At 71.5% G+C, this 16,118-nt stretch carries 10 protein-coding genes and 1 pseudogene; 4 read left to right on the top strand and 7 right to left on the bottom strand.

Annotated elements, in window-relative coordinates:
* Nucleotides 1-186: 186 nt before the first annotated feature.
* Complete coding sequence (locus ACFVYS_RS15795) at nucleotides 187-1,920, top strand: ABC transporter ATP-binding protein (protein WP_389502404.1); 1,734 nt, start codon at nucleotides 187-189, stop codon at nucleotides 1,918-1,920.
* Nucleotides 1,920-3,848 carry an ABC transporter ATP-binding protein gene (locus ACFVYS_RS15790; RefSeq protein WP_389502402.1) on the top strand — a complete coding sequence of 643 codons (1,929 nt, stop codon included), beginning with the start codon at nucleotides 1,920-1,922 and terminating at the stop codon, nucleotides 3,846-3,848. The genes ACFVYS_RS15795 and ACFVYS_RS15790 overlap by 1 nt, the downstream gene beginning before the upstream one ends.
* A 93-nt stretch (nucleotides 3,849-3,941) precedes the next feature.
* Here the strand turns inward: ACFVYS_RS15790 and ACFVYS_RS15785 are convergent.
* From ACFVYS_RS15785 to ACFVYS_RS15765, 5 genes and pseudogenes are all read right to left on the bottom strand, one after another.
* A pseudogene (locus ACFVYS_RS15785) lies at nucleotides 3,942-5,296 on the bottom strand (RNA polymerase sigma factor).
* Between the two features lie 103 nt (nucleotides 5,297-5,399).
* Nucleotides 5,400-7,295 carry a DNA primase gene (gene dnaG / locus ACFVYS_RS15780; RefSeq protein ID WP_389502401.1) on the bottom strand — a complete coding sequence of 632 codons (1,896 nt, stop codon included), beginning with the start codon at nucleotides 7,293-7,295 and terminating at the stop codon, nucleotides 5,400-5,402.
* A gap of 157 nt (nucleotides 7,296-7,452) precedes the next feature.
* A complete protein-coding gene (locus ACFVYS_RS15775) occupies nucleotides 7,453-8,718 on the bottom strand; it encodes an NAD(P)/FAD-dependent oxidoreductase (protein ID WP_389502399.1) in 1,266 nt (421 codons plus the stop codon).
* Between the two features lie 167 nt (nucleotides 8,719-8,885).
* Nucleotides 8,886-10,169: a deoxyguanosinetriphosphate triphosphohydrolase gene (locus ACFVYS_RS15770; protein WP_389502397.1), complete on the bottom strand. Its 1,284-nt coding sequence runs from the start codon at nucleotides 10,167-10,169 to the stop codon at nucleotides 8,886-8,888.
* Nucleotides 10,170-10,361: 192 nt separating this feature from the next.
* Nucleotides 10,362-11,258, bottom strand: coding sequence for a sirohydrochlorin chelatase (locus tag ACFVYS_RS15765; RefSeq protein WP_389502395.1), 897 nt, complete (start codon nucleotides 11,256-11,258; stop codon nucleotides 10,362-10,364).
* A gap of 207 nt (nucleotides 11,259-11,465) precedes the next feature.
* On the opposite strand from ACFVYS_RS15765, the gene ACFVYS_RS15760 reads away from it, so the two are divergent.
* A complete protein-coding gene (locus ACFVYS_RS15760; protein ID WP_389502393.1) occupies nucleotides 11,466-12,143 on the top strand; it encodes a vancomycin high temperature exclusion protein in 678 nt (225 codons plus the stop codon).
* Between the two features lie 107 nt (nucleotides 12,144-12,250).
* Nucleotides 12,251-14,467, top strand: coding sequence for a molybdopterin oxidoreductase family protein (locus ACFVYS_RS15755; RefSeq protein WP_389502391.1), 2,217 nt, complete (start codon nucleotides 12,251-12,253; stop codon nucleotides 14,465-14,467).
* 52 nt (nucleotides 14,468-14,519) lie between these two features.
* On the opposite strand, the gene ACFVYS_RS15750 is transcribed toward ACFVYS_RS15755, so the two are convergent.
* Both ACFVYS_RS15750 and ACFVYS_RS15745 read right to left on the bottom strand, forming a co-directional pair.
* Nucleotides 14,520-15,236: a DUF6215 domain-containing protein gene (locus ACFVYS_RS15750; protein ID WP_389502389.1), complete on the bottom strand. Its 717-nt coding sequence runs from the start codon at nucleotides 15,234-15,236 to the stop codon at nucleotides 14,520-14,522.
* A gap of 98 nt (nucleotides 15,237-15,334) precedes the next feature.
* A complete protein-coding gene (locus tag ACFVYS_RS15745) occupies nucleotides 15,335-15,979 on the bottom strand; it encodes a hypothetical protein (protein ID WP_389502387.1) in 645 nt (214 codons plus the stop codon).
* Nucleotides 15,980-16,118: the final 139 nt, after the last annotated feature.

Below are 16,118 nucleotides of genomic sequence, written 5' to 3'. Positions count from 1 at the left end.
GCATCGGGTGCGTGCGGGCGGCCCATCCGGGTGTGCAGGTGTGCATCCGGCTGACAGAGACGGCCGTAAAAGCACTGCTCTCAGCTTAATCAGTTGAGGTAACGCGGGTGGAGTGTTCAACGATAGGGGCCAGGGGCAACCAATGCCCCTCCTCTGCTCCTCCCCGCCGACTCCGAGAGACGTAGCGTGCTCATACGACTACTGCGGACCTATCTCAGGCCCTACAAGAAACCCATCGCCCTGCTCGTGGCGCTGCAGTTCCTCCAGACCTGCGCCACCCTCTACCTGCCCACACTGAACGCGCACATCATCGACAACGGCGTCGTCGAGGGAGACACCGGATACATCCTGTCCTTCGGCGGCGTGATGATCGCCATCTCGCTGGCGCAGGTCGTGTGCAACATCGGCGCCGTGTACTACGGCGCCAGAACCGCTTCCGCGCTCGGCCGGGACGTGCGGGGGGCCGTCTTCGACCGGGTGCAGTCCTTCTCCGCCCGCGAGGTCGGCCAGTTCGGCGCCCCCTCGCTGATCACCCGGACGACCAACGACGTCCAGCAGATCCAGATGCTGGCTCTGATGACGTTCACGCTGATGGTGTCGGCGCCCATCATGTGCGTGGGCGGGGTGGTGCTGGCGCTCGGCCTGGACGTGCCGCTGTCCGCGGTGCTTGTCGCCGTGGTGCCGGTGCTGGGCATCTGCGTGACGCTGATCGTGCGCCGGCTGCGGCCGCTGTTCCGGTCGATGCAGGTGAAGCTGGACACCGTGAACCGGGTGCTGCGTGAGCAGATCACCGGCAACCGGGTGATCCGCGCCTTCGTCCGCGACGAGTACGAGCAGCAGCGGTTCCGGAAGGCCAACAGCGACCTCACCGACATCTCGCTGAAGACCGGCAACCTGCTCGCGCTGATGTTCCCGGTGGTCATGACCACGGTGAACCTGTCGTCGATCGCCGTGGTGTGGTTCGGTGCCCACCGGATCGACAGCGGTGGGATGCAGATCGGTGATCTGACCGCCTTCCTCGCCTACCTCATGCAGATCGTCATGTCCGTGATGATGGCCACCTTCATGTTCATGATGGTGCCGCGCGCCGAGGTGTGCGCCGAGCGCATCCAGGAGGTGCTGGACACCTCGTCGTCCGTGGTGCCGCCGGTGGCTCCCGTCACCGAGCTGCGCCGCCACGGGCACCTGGAGATCCGGGGGGCCGGATTCCGCTATCCCGGCGCCGAGGAGCCCGTCCTGAAGTCCATCGAGCTCGTGGCGCGGCCGGGTGAGACGACGGCCGTGATCGGCTCGACCGGCAGCGGCAAGTCCACGCTGCTCGGTCTGGTGCCCCGGCTGTTCGACGCCACCGAGGGCGAGGTGCTCGTGGACGGCGTGGCCGTCGCCGAGGTCGACCCGGTGCTGCTGGCGAAGACCGTCGGACTCGTACCGCAGCGGCCGTACCTGTTCGCGGGCACGGTGGCGACCAACCTGCGTTACGGCAACCCGGACGCGACGGACGAGGAGCTGTGGCACGCGCTGGAGGTGGCGCAGGCCAAGGGCTTCGTGGAGGGGCTGGAGAACGGGCTCGACTCCCCCATCGCACAGGGCGGCACGAATGTCTCCGGCGGTCAGCGGCAGCGGCTCGCGATCGCCCGGACGCTCGTGCAGCGGCCGGAGATCTACCTCTTCGACGACTCCTTCTCCGCACTCGACTACGCCACCGACGCGGCGCTGCGGGCGGCGCTCGGGCGGGAGACCGCCGAGGCGACCGTGGTGATCGTCGCCCAGCGGGTGGCCACCATCCGCGACGCCGACCGGATCATCGTCCTCGACGAGGGCCTGGTCGTCGGCACGGGTACCCACCGCGAGCTGATGGCGGCCAACGAGACCTACCGGGAGATCGTGCTCTCCCAGCTCACGGAAGCGGAGGCTGCCTGATGGCCGGGCCCATGGGACGCATGATGGCCGGCAGCGGTCCCGACAACCACTCGCTCGACTTCAAGGTGTCCGGCAGGCGGCTGCTCGCCCAGTTCAAGCCGGAGCGGTTCACCCTCTACGCGATGCTGGCCTGCGTGACGCTGAGCGTCGGCCTCAGCGTGGTCGGGCCGAAGATCCTCGGCAAGGCCACCGACCTGGTCTTCGCGGGCATCGTCGGACGGCAGATGCCGGCCGGGACGAGCAAGGAGCAGGTTCTCGACTCGATGCGGGAACGCGGCGAGGGCAGCGTCGCCGACATGCTCAGGAGCACCGATTTCACTCCCGGCAAGGGCATCGACTTCGGCTCGGTCGGCGAGGTCCTGCTGTTCGCGCTCGTGGTGTTCCTGGTCGCCGGTCTGCTGATGGCGGTGGCGACGCGGCTGGTCAACAGGTCCGTCAACCGCACCATGTTCCGGATGCGCGAGGACGTGCAGACGAAGCTGTCCCGGCTGCCGCTGTCGTACTTCGACAAGCGTCAGCGCGGCGAGGTGCTGTCCCGCGCCACCAACGACATCGACAACATCGGGCAGACGCTCCAGCAGTCGATGGGCCAGCTGATCAACTCGCTGCTGACCGTCATCGGCGTGCTGGCGATGATGTTCTGGGTGTCGTGGATCCTGGCGCTGGTCGCGCTGGTGACCGTGCCGCTGTCGTTCCTCATCGCCACCCGCGTGGGCAAGCGGTCGCAGCCGCACTTCGTGCAGCAGTGGCGCACCACCGGCAAGCTCAACGCCCACATCGAGGAGATGTACACCGGTCACACGCTGGTGAAGGTGTTCGGCCGCCAGGAGGAGTCGGCACAGCAGTTCGCCGAGCAGAACGACGCGCTGTACGAGGCCGGGTTCAAGGCGCAGTTCAACAGCGGGATCATGCAGCCGCTGATGATGTTCGTGTCGAACCTCAACTACGTGCTGGTCGCGGTGGTCGGCGGGCTGCGCGTCGCGTCGGGTTCGCTGTCCATCGGTGATGTGCAGGCGTTCATCCAGTACTCGCGCCAGTTCTCGATGCCGCTGACGCAGCTCGCGTCGATGGCGAACCTGGTGCAGTCCGGCGTCGCCTCGGCCGAGCGGGTCTTCGAGGTCCTGGACGCGGAGGAGCAGCAGGCGGACCCGGTGGCGGCCGAGCGGCCCGCGGAGCTGCGCGGGCGGGTGGCGCTGGAGGGCGTGTCCTTCCGGTACGACCCGGAGAAGCCGCTGATCGAGGACCTGTCCCTGACGGTGGAACCCGGCCACACGGTCGCCATCGTCGGCCCGACGGGCGCCGGCAAGACGACGCTGGTGAACCTGCTCATGCGGTTCTACGACGTCTCCGGCGGGCGCATCACCCTCGACGGTGTCGACATCGCGAAGATGTCCCGCGACGAACTGCGCGCCGGGATCGGCATGGTGCTCCAGGACACCTGGCTGTTCGGCGGCACCATCGCGGAGAACATCGCGTACGGGGCGTCGGGTGAGGTCACCCGCGGCGAGATCGAGGAGGCGGCGCGGGCCGCGCACGCCGACCGGTTCGTCCGTACCCTGCCCGACGGCTACGACACGGTGATCGACGACGAGGGCAGCGGGGTCTCCGCCGGTGAGAAGCAGCTGATCACCATCGCGCGGGCGTTCCTGTCCGACCCGACGATCCTGGTGCTCGACGAGGCGACCAGCTCCGTCGACACCCGCACCGAGGTGCTGATCCAGAAGGCGATGGCCAAACTGGCGCACGGGCGTACGTCGTTCGTCATCGCGCACCGGCTGTCGACCATCCGGGACGCCGACACGATCCTGGTGATGGAGAACGGCTCGATCGTCGAGCAGGGCGCGCACACCGACCTGCTGGCGGCGGACGGGGCCTACGCGCGGCTGTACAAGGCACAGTTCGCGCAGGCGCTGGCCGAGGTCGACTGACGGTCGCTTCCCGGAGGCGTCCCAGGGGCGTCTCCGGGGCGTCCGCGGGACCGGCGGGGGCCGCTCGCACCGGGTGACGGCGAGCGGCTCCGCTCAGTCCAGGTAGCCCCTCAGCTGGTCCGCGAAGGCGTGGTCGCGGAGTTTGTTGAGGGTCTTGGACTCGATCTGCCGGATCCGTTCGCGCGTCACGCCGAAGATGCGGCCGATCTCCTCCAGCGTGCGCGGCCGGCCGTCCGCCAGTCCGTAGCGCAGCTGGACGACCTTCCGCTCGCGTTCGCCGAGGGTGGAGAGCACGGCCTCCAGGTGCTCGCGCAGCAGCAGGAAGGCCGCCGACTCGACGGGGCTGGCCGCGTCGCCGTCCTCGATGAGGTCGCCGAGGGCCACGTCGTCCTCCTCGCCCACCGGGGCGTGCAGCGAGACCGGCTCCTGGGCCAGCCGCAGGACCTCGCCGACGCGTTCCGGCAGGAGGTCGAGCTGGGCGGCGACCTCTTCCGCGGTCGGCTCGTAGCCGCGCTCCTGGAGCATCCGGCGCTGGACGCGGACGACCCGGTTGATGAGCTCGACGACATGGACCGGGACGCGGATGGTGCGGGCCTGGTCGGCCAGCGCGCGGGACATGGCCTGGCGGATCCACCAGGTGGCGTACGTGGAGAACTTGTAGCCGCGGGCGTAGTCGAACTTCTCGACCGCCCGGATCAGGCCGAGGTTGCCCTCCTGGACGAGGTCGAGCATGGTGAGCCCGCGCCCGACGTACCGCTTGGCGACGGAGACCACGAGCCGCAGGTTGGCCTCGATCAGCCGCCGCTTGGCCATCCGGCCCAGGACGACCAGCCGGTCGAGATCGAGGGCCAGCCGACTGTCCAGGTCGGTCGCGCCGCTCAGCTTCTCCTCGGCGAACAGGCCGGCCTCCACGCACCGGGCCAGCTCGACCTCCTCGGCCGCGGTGAGCAGCGGGATGCGGCCGATCTCCCGCAGGTACTGCCGGAACAGGTCCGAGGAGGGGCTGCCGCTGTCGGTGGTGCGGGCGCGGGGTGGCGGGACGGGTTCGGGGGCGTCCTCGGGAACGTCCTGCAGAGCCTCGACGGGCGGTTCGGTCTCGGACTCGGACTCGGGCTCGGACTCAGACTCGGGCTCGGCCTGCGTCTCCGGGTGCGCCTCAGGGTGGGGCTCGGAGTGGGTCTCGGGGTGGCGCGCGGCACGGTTCTGCGGCGGGACGGCGGCCAGGACGTCGGCCTCGGCGTCCGGTTCCGTGCCGTCGGCCGTGCCGGCACCGGTGGTACCGGCCGTACTCTCGGCAGTGCTGACGGTCTGGGTCAGGGTCTGGGTCTGCACGGGGGCGACCTCCAGGATGATCGCTGCTGAGGTGAGCAGCAGCGGTACTTCGGGGGCGGAGTCGGCGGCCACGCCGCGTCCCTCCGGGATCGGCCGCGCTCCGAGGACTCAGGCACCGCACCCCAGTGTGGAGTACGACACACAGCCGCCACGAGGGGCGTGCGGCGACTTTTTGAGTCCGGTCCGTGACCGCGTGATTACCCTGCCGCGGGCGGCGGCTCAGAGAGCGGACGGGCCCTCGTGCTGCAACGCCCTGTCGTACCTGGTCAGGATCATCATCTCGTTCTGGACGGCGGCCGACTGGGCCGGGTCCGTGTGGCCGAGACGGGTCAGCGTGCCCTGGAGATCGGTGAGCCTGCGGGTCACGGCCCTGCGGCGGACCGTCACCAGCTGCTCCCCCGCATAGTTCTCGTCGACCGTGCGGCGCATGATCGCCTCGACCGCGAGCTCCGTCACCATCGCGCGGACCGCGTCGTCGGGCGCGGCCTCCCGGACCCGGACGAGGTATTCCTGCCCGTCCTTGACGCCGAACTCGGCGCCGCCCGCGTCCTGGATCGCCTGGCGTACGGCGGCGTAGGGCGCTGCGGTGAACTCGTCGATCCCGTACGCGTCGAAGGCCGGGGAGACCAGTTCGGGACGTTGCAGGGCGAGTTTCAGCAGCTCGCGTTCGGTGGCGTAGACGGCGTTGCGGAGATTGAGGGCGGGGCCGCCCGCGGCGGGCCGGGAGGCGGACTCGTACGACTGGGGGCCACGGGCCGGCGCCGGGCCCTTGCCGCCCCGGTCGCGGGCCCAACGGGCCAGCTGGGCAACCCTCTTGACGACGAACTGGGTGTCCAGGATGCCGAGCATGCCGGCCAGCTGGACGGCGACCTCGTGCTGGGCTCCGCTGTTCTTGATGCGAGCGACGATGGGCGCGGCCTCGTCGAGGGCGGCGGCGCGGCCCGCGGGCGTGTCGAGGTCGTAGCGGACGACGATCTGGCGGAGCGCGAACTCGAAGAGCGGCGTGCGGGGTTCGACCAGGTCGGCGACCGCCTCGTCGCCCTTCGCCAGGCGCAGGTCGCAGGGGTCCATGTTGTCCGGCGCGATGGCGATGTACGTCTCGGCGGCGAACTTCTGGTCGTCCTCGAAGGCGCGCAGGGCCGCCTTCTGGCCGGCCGCGTCGCCGTCGAAGGTGAAGATGACGCGGGCGCTGCCGTTGTCCATGAGGAGCCGGCGGAGGATCTTGATGTGGTCGCTGCCGAAGGCCGTGCCGCAGGTCGCGATGGCGGTGGTGACGCCGGCCAGGTGACAGGCCATGACGTCGGTGTAGCCCTCGACGACGACCGCGCGGCTGGACTTGGCGATGTCCTTCTTCGCGAGGTCGATGCCGTAGAGCACCTGGGACTTCTTGTAGATCGCCGTGTCGGGCGTGTTGAGGTACTTGGGTCCGTTGTCGGCCTCGTAGAGCTTGCGCGCGCCGAAGCCGACGACCTCGCCGCCGATGTCGCGGATGGGCCACATCAGGCGGCCCCGGAAGCGGTCGATGGGCCCGCGGCGCCCCTCCTGGGCCAGCCCGGACAGGAGCAGCTCCTTGTCGGTGAAGCCCTTGCCGCGCAGGAAGCGGGTGAGGTGGTCCCAGCCCTGGGGGCTGTAGCCGACGCCGAAGTGGAGGGCCGCGGCCTGGTCGAAGCCGCGCTCGGCGAGGAAGATCCGGCCGGTGTCGGCCTCGGATCCGGTGGCGAGCTGTTCCGCGTAGAACTCGGCGGCGACCTTGTGCGCCTCGACCAGCCGGATGCGTTCACCGCGCTGGTGGGCGGGGTTGTAGCCGCCCTCCTCGTAGCGCAGGGTGATGCCGGCCTGGGCGGCGAGCCGCTCGACCACCTCGGAGAAGGTGAGGTGGTCGACCTTCATCACGAACGTGATGGTGTCGCCGCCCTCCTGGCAGCCGAAGCAGTGGAACAGTCCCTTGCTCGGGCTGACCTGGAAGGACGGCGACTTCTCGTCGTGGAAGGGGCAGAGGCCCTTGAGGTTGCCGCCGCCCGCGTTGCGCAGCTGGAGGTACTCGGACACCACGGCGTCGATCGGGACCGCGTCCCGTACCGCCTTCACGTCCTCGTCGTTGATCCGTCCTGCCACGAGGTGATTCTACGGGGGCGCGGTGACATCTCCGGCGGGCCGCGGCGCCCTTGGGGTGCGCGGGGCTGTGACATGCGCGGCTCGCCCGCGGGGGCGCGAGCGGCCGCACACGCCCCGCGGGCACCGGACGACGGCCCCGCGGACGACCGGAACCCGGCTAGGCGCCGAGTTCCTCCAGCGGCACCCGGGGGTCCGCCAGGGCCTCCGTGTCGATGCGCTCGCGCGAGCGGATCAGCTTCTGGATGGGCTCTGTGACGTCCCACACGTTCACGTTCATCCCGGCGAGGAGGCGGCCCTCCTTCAGCCAGAACGCGATGAACTCCCGCTTGCCCGCGTCACCGCGGATCACCACCTCGTCGTACGTCCCGGGCGGCGCCCAGCCGCTGTACTCCATGCCCAGGTCGTACTGGTCGGAGAAGAAGTAGGGCACGCGGTCGTAGGTGACGTCCTGGCCGAGCATCGCGCGGGCGGCCGCCGGGCCGCCGTTCAGGGCGTTGGCCCAGTGCTCGACGCGCAGCCGGGTGTCGAAGAGGCCGTGCGGGAAGGACGCGACGTCGCCGGCCGCGTGGATGTCGGGGTCGGAGGTGCGCAGCCGGGCGTCGACCGCGATCCCGCCGCCGTGCGCGCGGTCGGCGAGGGTGAGGCCCGCCGCCTCCGCGAGGCTCGTGCGGGGGGCCGCGCCGATCGCCGCGAGGACGTCGTGCGCCGGGTGTTCCTCGCCGTCGTCGGTGCGGACGGCGAGGACCATGCCGTCCTGGCCGACGATCTCGGTGAGCCGGGCGCCGAAGTGGAAGCGGACGCCGTGCTCGCGGTGCAGGTCGGCGAAGACGGAGCCGAGCTCCGGGCCGAGGACGCCGTGCAGCGGGGTGGGCTCGGGTTCGACGACGGTGACCTCGGCGCCGTACTCGCGGGCCGCCGCCGCGATCTCCAGGCCGATCCAGCCGCCGCCGGCGATCACGATGTGGCCGTTGTCCCGGCCGAGGGCGGCCAGGACGCCCTTGAGCCGTTCGGCGTGCGCGAGCCGGCGCAGATGGTGCACGCCCGCGAGGTCGGTGCCGGGGATGTCCAGCCGGCGAGGTTCGGCGCCGGTGACGAGGAGCAGCTTGTCGTAGTGGACGAGCGTGCCGTCGTCACCGAAGCGGACCGTCTTCGCGGTGCGGTCGATCGCGTCGACGGTCTGGCCGAGGTGCAGCTCGATGTCGTTCTGCGCGTACCAGGCGGGCTCGTGCACGAAGACGCTCTCCCGCGCCTCCTTGCCGAGCAGGAAGCCCTTCGAGAGCGGCGGCCGCTCGTAGGGGTGGTCGCGTTCGTCGCAGATCAGTATCACGCGGCCGGTGAAGCCCTCCGCCCTCAGCGTCTCGGCCGCCTTGGCGCCGGCCAGGCCTCCTCCGACGATGACAAATGTCTGATCCGCGTCGACCACGTGATGCCTCCTACCGGGTTTCTGGGGGGTGGTCCCCCAGAGAACACTGTGCGTGCCGCCACATGCGAGCGTCCCGCACGCAGCGTGATGGGGGAAGGGGGACGTGCCCGATCAGGGCACGTCGGGTCACGTTCCGGGCCCGTTCGGGCGCACCCGGTCCGCACTTGTCATGATCTCGTCCGCTCGGTCAGACGGCCGTGCAGCGAGCGCGCCGAGGCGTCGGTGAGGGAGGCGATCTGGTCGACGACGACCCGCTTGCGTGCGCGGTCGTCGGACGCCTGGTCGAACAGGGCGCGGAACTGGGGGTCGAGGCCGTCGGGAGCGCGGGCGGTGAGCGCCTCGGCGAGCTCGCCGATGACGATGCGCTGGTCGGCGCGCAGCACTTCCTGTTCGGCGCGCTGCATGACGTACCGGTCGGCGACGGCCTTGAGGACCGCGCACTCCAGGCGCGCCTCTTCGGGTACGACGAGCTCGGCGCCGTAACGGGTGAGACTCCCCCTGCCGTACCTGGCGCGGGTGGCGCCCTCGGCGGCCAGGCAGAAGCGGCCGATGAGCTGGCTGGTGGCGTCCTTCAGCCGGGCCTGGGCGGCCGCCGTGCCGTCGTAGCCGTGCGGCCACCAGTCCTGGTCCTGAAGGCGGTCGAGGGCGGCGGCGAGTTCGGCCGGATCGGTACCGGCGGGGACGTAGCGGCCGACGGCTACCCGGAAGATCTCCCGGCGCTCGGGTTCGGCGTGCAGGCAGTTGGGGTCGATGTGCCCCGCGTGCAGGCCGTCCTCCACGTCGTGCACCGAGTACGCCACGTCGTCGGCCCAGTCCATGACCTGTGCCTCGAAGCAGGTGCGCGTACCGGGGGCCGTTTCGCGGACCCAGTCGAAGACGGGCCTGTCGTCCTCGTAGACGCCGAACTTGCCGGACGCCGGGTCGACGGGATGGGCGTCCCGGGGCCAGGGGTACTTGGTGGCGGCGTCGAGGGCGGCCCGGGTGAGGTTGAGACCCACGGAGCCCTCGGCGGTGAAGCGTTTGGGTTCGATGCGGGTGAGGAGCCTCAGCGACTGGGCGTTGCCCTCGAAGCCGCCGCAGTCGCGCGCGAACTCGTTCAGCGCCTGTTCGCCGTTGTGCCCGAACGGGGGGTGCCCGAGGTCGTGGGACAGACAGGCCGCCTCGACCAGGTCGGGGTCGCAGCCGAGGGCGGCGCCCAGCTCTCGGCCCACCTGGGCACATTCCAGGGAGTGGGTGAGGCGGGTGCGGGGGGTGGCGTCCCAGGCGTCGGTGCGGGTGCCCGGGGTGACCACCTGGGTCTTGCCGGAGAGCCTTCTCAGCGCGGAGGAGTGCAGGACGCGGGCACGGTCTCGTTGGAAGGCGGTCCGGCCGGGGCGTTTGTCCGGCTCGGGGGCCCAGCGGGCGACTGACGTCGGGTCATAGGCGGTGTCGAGGTGTGCGGTGCCTTCCATGCCTCGACAGTAAGCGGCGGGGGTGACAATCGGGTGGTACCGGGCGCCTGCCCGGCTGTCGGGTCCGGCACGTCGGCCGATCCGGCACTTCGGCGGGTCCGGCGCGTCGTCGGGTCCGGCACGTCGTCGGACCCTGCACGTCAGCGGCTCGGCGGATCCGGCGCGTCGGCGGGACCGGGCTGCCCCCGGGGGTCAGGCCGACGCCAGTTCGGGGACCGTGCTCGCCGGGGTCGCCCAGGCCTGGTCGTAGCGGTGCAGGAGCAGGCTCGCCATCGCCGGGTGGGTGCCCAGCGGGGCGGACGCGATCCAGGGGGCGGCCTGCGCGCACTCGGTCGCGAAGCGGCCGGGGGCCGTGAAATAGGAGGCGACCGCCACCCGGTCGCGGCCTCGCGCGGCCAGCGCCCGCAGCGCCGTCGGGACGGTCGGGGTCGCCGTGGAGGCGTACGCGGGGACCACCGGGACGCCCAGTCGGCGCGCCAGGAGACGGGCCGTACGGCGGGTGTCGACGGCCGAGTCGGGATCGCGGGAGCCCGCCGCCGCGAGGACGACCGCGCTCGTCCGGCGCTCCTCCTGCGTCAGGTCCGTGCGCCAGCCCGCCTCGACCAGGCGGGTGTACAGGGTCTCCACGAGGAACGGGTGCGGGCCGAGCGGTGCGGCCACGCGCGTGTGCACCCGCGCCCTCGCGGCCATCTCGGGGATGTCCCGCTTGACGTGGTAGCCGCGGGCCAGGAGGAGCGGGACCAGGACGGCGTCCGTCGTGCCGTGCGCGTCGAGGTCGGCGAGGGTGTCCGTCAGCAGCGGCTCGTTGAGCTCGATGTGACCGAGGTGCACCGGCAGGCCGGGGCGCTGTTCGCGGACCCGGTCCAGGAGCGTGCGGACGGTGCTCAGCGCGCGCGGGTCGCGGCTGCCGTGGGCGACGACGACCAGCGCGGGCGGGCCGGGACGCCGGCGGCCGTCGAGCTGGACGAGGCTGAGCTGGCTGGCGAGCTGGGAGCTGATCCGGTTCATGATGTGCGCCGTACTGTCGAGGTGGACTTCGGACTCGTCGTGGACTTCGGACTCGTCGTACTGAGCGGGCGACGCCTTCATGAACAGATCCTGACGGCACGAGGTTGCACCCCCGTTGCCTGACCGTCACGAGTGTTTTCCGGTCGTTCACGCCGGGCCCGGGGGCGGTGTGAGATGTGGCTCGCGGCGCGGGAACGAACCGGATCACCGTCGGCTGCGTCTTCCCGGGCCGAAGGGGCGTGCGACCCGCTCGCCCGTTCGACCTGTTTCGACCTGGGGGATCACCGTATGGACATCCGTCGACCGCGGCTGCCGCGCACCCGTGCCGGCCGGCGCCGGCTGGTGCAGGCCGTGATGGCCGGGTGCGTGCTCGCGCTGCTGCCGGCCACCTGGCTGTACGTCTCCACGGCCGACCGGCTCGGTACCACCGCCGACGCGCCGCGCACCGAGGTCGCGGTCGTGTTCGGCGCCGGTCTGTGGGACGGCGAGCCCTCGCCGTACCTCGCGCACCGGCTGGACGCGGCGGCGAAGCTGTACCGGGAGGGCCGTATCGAGGTCGTGCTCGTGACCGGGGACAACAGCCGCGAGGACTACGACGAGCCCGACGCCATGCGCACCTATCTGACCGGGCACGGGGTGCCCGACGCGCGGATCGTCAGCGACTACGCCGGTTTCGACACCTGGGACTCCTGCGTCCGCGCCAAGAAGATCTTCGGCGTCGACAAGGCCGTGCTGATCAGCCAGGACTTCCACATCCGGCGGGCCGTCGCCCTGTGCGAGGCGGCGGGGGTGGACTCGTACGGGGTCGGGGTCGCCGCCAAGCACGACGTGACCTGGTACTACGGGGGCGCCCGGGAGGTTCTCGCGGCCGGCAAGGCGGCCCTGGACGCGGCCTTCGAGCCGGACCCCCGGTTCCTCGGACCGAAGGAACCGGGAGTGACGAGGGCCCTCGCCGACGAACGGTGAGGTGGCGGGCGCCTCACCGTGGGTCCGGTCCGCCGAGGAGGGCACCACCACACCGCCGTAACAGGAGACCGCACGGCGCGTAACACGGCCGAAGCACGCTGGAGCGTATGCCGACCACTTCGACGCCCACCCACTGCCCGTACTGCGCGCTGCAGTGCGGGATGGCCCTGTCGCCCCTGCCCACGGGGGGCGTCGAGGTGGTCGAGCGCCCGGACTTCCCGGTGAACCGGGGCGCGCTGTGCGGCAAGGGCCGTACGGCGCCCGCGGTGCTCTCCTCCCGGGTACGGCTGACCTCACCGCTGGTGCGGTCCGGCGATTCGCTCGTGCCGGCCACCTGGGAGGAGGCGCTGGACCGGATCGCCGGGGAGTTCGCCAGGGTGCGGTCCGAGCACGGGGCGGACGCGCTCGGCGTGTTCGGCGGGGGCGGGCTGACGAACGAGAAGGCGTACACGCTCGGCAAGTTCGCGCGGGTCGTGCTCGGCACCTCGCAGATCGACTACAACGGTCGCTTCTGCATGTCGTCCGCGGCGGCGGCCGGCATCAAGGCGTTCGGGCTCGACCGGGGACTCCCCTTCCCGCTGGAGGACATCCCGCGGACCGGATGCGTGATCCTGGTCGGATCCAACCTCGCGGAGACCATGCCGCCCGCGCTGCGGTTCTTCAACGAGCTGCGGGAGAACGGCGGCACGCTGATCGTGATCGACCCGCGCCGCACGAAGACCGCCGAGCAGGCCGACCTGCACCTCGCGCCCCGGCCGGGAACGGATCTCGCGCTGGCGCTGGGTCTGCTGCACCTGATCGTCGCCGAGGGACGGGTCGACGAGGAGTACGTACGGGAACGGACCACCGGCTGGGAGGACGCGCGGGCGGCCGCCATGGCGCACTGGCCGGAGTACGTGGAACGGATCACGGGGGTGTCCGTTCCACAACTCCGCGAGACCGTACGGCTGTTCTGCGAACCCGAGGCAGCGATGGTGCTCACCGCGCGCGGGCCCGAGCAGCAGTCCAAGGGCACCGACACGGTCGGCGCGTGGATCAACCTCTGCCTCGCGACGGGACGGGCCGGGCGGCCGCTCAGCGGCTACGGCTGTCTGACCGGGCAGGGCAACGGGCAGGGCGGTCGCGAGCACGGCCAGAAGGCCGACCAACTGCCCGGCTACCGCAAGCTGGACGACCCGGCGGCCCGACGGCACGTCGCCGAGGTGTGGGGCGTCGACCCGGACTCGCTGCCCGGCCCCGGTCGCAGCGCGTACGAGCTGCTGGACGCGCTGGGGTCCGACGTCCGTTCGCTGCTGCTGATGGGGTCGAACCCGGTGGTCTCGGCGCCGCACGCCGCGCACATCGAGGAGCGCATCAAGTCCCTGGAGTTCCTCGCCGTCTGCGATGTCGTCCTGTCCGAGACTGCGGCCCTCGCCGATGTCGTCCTGCCGGTCACCCAATGGGCGGAGGAGACGGGGACGACCACCAGCCTGGAGGGACGCGTCCTGCTGCGCCGCCAGGCGATCACCGCCCCGGAGGGGGTACGGAGCGACCTGGAGGTCCTGCACGAGCTGGCAGCACGGCTCGGCGTCGAGAAGGGCTTCCCGACCGACCCCGAAGAGGTCTTCGAGGAACTCCGCCGAGCCAGCGCGGGCGGCATCGCGGACTACTCCGGCATCACCTACGCGCGACTGATGGAGGAGAGCGGGGCCGGGGTGTTCTGGCCCTGCCCGGCGGAGACGGAGACAGAGACAGAGGGGGAGGCGGGGGCCGGGGATCGTGCGGCCGCCGCGGGCGATACGGGGGCCGGGGATCGTGCGGCCGCCGCGGGCGATACGGGAGGCGCGGCAGGCGTGGTGGGCGAGCAGGGGCACCGGCGGGCGGCGGGCGGTACGCCTCGGCTCTTTCTCGACCGGTTCGCCACGGAGGACGGACGGGCGCGCTTCGTCCCGGTCTCGCACCGGCCCAACGCCGAGGAACCGGACGACGACTACCCCGTCCTGCTGACCACCGGGCGGGTCGTGTCGCAGTACCAGTCCGGCGCCCAGACCCGCCGTGTGGACGAGCTGAACGCCGCCGCGCCCGGCCCCTTCGTGGAGCTGCACCCCCGCCTGGCGGCGCGGCTCGGAGCGTCCGAGGGCGACCCGCTGGCCGTGGTGTCCCGACGCGGGCGGGCGGTGGCCCCGGCCCGGATCACCACCGGGATCCGCCCCGACACCGTCTTCATGCCGTTCCACTGGCCGGGCGAGGGCCGCGCCAACACGCTGACCAACCCGGCACTGGACCCGACCTCGCGCATGCCGGAGTTCAAGGTGTGCGCGGTGCGGGTGGAGATCGCCCAGTAACCGCAGGCCGGCCGCCATCAGCCGGCCGTCGTCTGCCGATCACCGTCAGCCGTCAGCCGGCCGCCGCCCAGCCCGGGATCGCGGGCAGGACCTTCTGCGCGATGCTCAGCAGGGCGGCGTCGTCCGGTCGCACGTTGTCCTGACGCCAGACGGCCAGTTCGTAGGAGCCGCCGCCGTCCTTGGTGTCCGGGGCGACCATGAGCACGCGGGCGATACCGCCGGGACCGGTGTCGGACTTGCCGCCGCCGAGGTCGAAGCTGAAGGCGATCGTCTGGCTCGAGTAGAGCACCGCGGGGTGGGCCACGACCGTCTTCGCCTCCGCTTCGTTCAGCAGGTCCTCCATCCCCGCGATCGGGAGGTCGTCGTAGGACCGCGAGAGCTGCACGGTGTACGTGTCCAGTCGGACGGTCCCCTCGGGGCTCGGAATCTCGGGGCCGCTCGCCATCTTGACCGAGCCGTCACTGCCGTAGGCCGTCAGCGCGTGCTCCTGCGGAGTGCCGAGAAGTGCCGGCAGATCAGCACGGTTCAGTGCGGTGCACAGCTCCGTCCCGGAGATGCGGTGCGCCGCGTGCGCTTTCTCGGCGGCCTTCTTGTCGTCGTCGTCGGCGCGGCAGACCGCCGGCTTGTCGGCGGCCACGGCGGCGTTCTGCGCGTCGTTCTTCTGGATCACGTACAGCCCGCCCCCGAGCGCCCCGACCACCACCAGCGCCGCGATGGCTTGAGCCCATGCGTTCGGACCCTTCTCGGGCGCGGCAACTATCTCTGCCATGTCCCCCATTACCCCCATTACCCCCGGTACCCCCGGCTCGCGCCGGATGCGCGCTGGGGGAGCGTAACGGGTGATCCAGCCATGGGGAAGCGAGTTCCTCACCAGTGAGTAACATCGAGCACTCGCGCGCAGTGCGGATCCCCGTCGTCCGCCACCATCTGCTCCGCCTCCCCCTGAACCAGCGAGGGGAGCGCCGCGATCAGCGCCGTGAGTGCCCCGGTCGTCCGGACGTCTGCGGCGGTCACCCCCGGGAGGCCGTCGGCCCGGAAGTACAGCCGCACCCGGTCCTGGTCCAGGAAGAGAAAGCCGTGCAGGAGGGGGTCCGGCGAGTGGTCCTCGTCGAAGCACGTGGCCCGGACCAGGGTCCGCACCAACCGCAGCCCCCGGTCGGCGGCCGTCTCGTCGGCCCGCGGCACCACCGCCGGGTCTACGGGAACGAGCGGCATCCCCATCACCGTGCCGCCCCCGGCCGGCCGGCCGCCCTCCCCGCACAGGGTGCGCAGCATCCCGATGACGTCATACGCGGTCACACAGTCCTCACCGACGAGGAGCGGAATCTCGTAGAGCGTCAACTCACCTGTGCCCACAGCGCTTACGGGCCCGACGGCCACCCGCACGGCATCGACGCCACCGGGGGCGGGCAGCACCCCGCGCACGTACGACGCCCCGACGAGCGGGGCGTGCAGATGCTGCAGCACGAGGGGGATCAGGTCCGCCTGATCACGCACGGTCTCTTCGTCCACGGGGGCATTGTCGACGCCGGCGGGCGAGGTACGGCACGGCGAGCGACCGTGTCGGGGCTCATACCCGGGATGCCGCCTGCCCGGAGGGCGGTGGTGAACCGACGTCGGCCGCCCCGGGCCCGTGGTTTCGGGTGCGGGG

It is taken from the genome of Streptomyces sp. NPDC058295 (assembly GCF_042880655.1).
GTDB classification, from domain to species: domain Bacteria; phylum Actinomycetota; class Actinomycetes; order Streptomycetales; family Streptomycetaceae; genus Streptomyces; species Streptomyces coriariae.
This window is presented reverse-complemented; position numbering and strand designations above follow the sequence as displayed.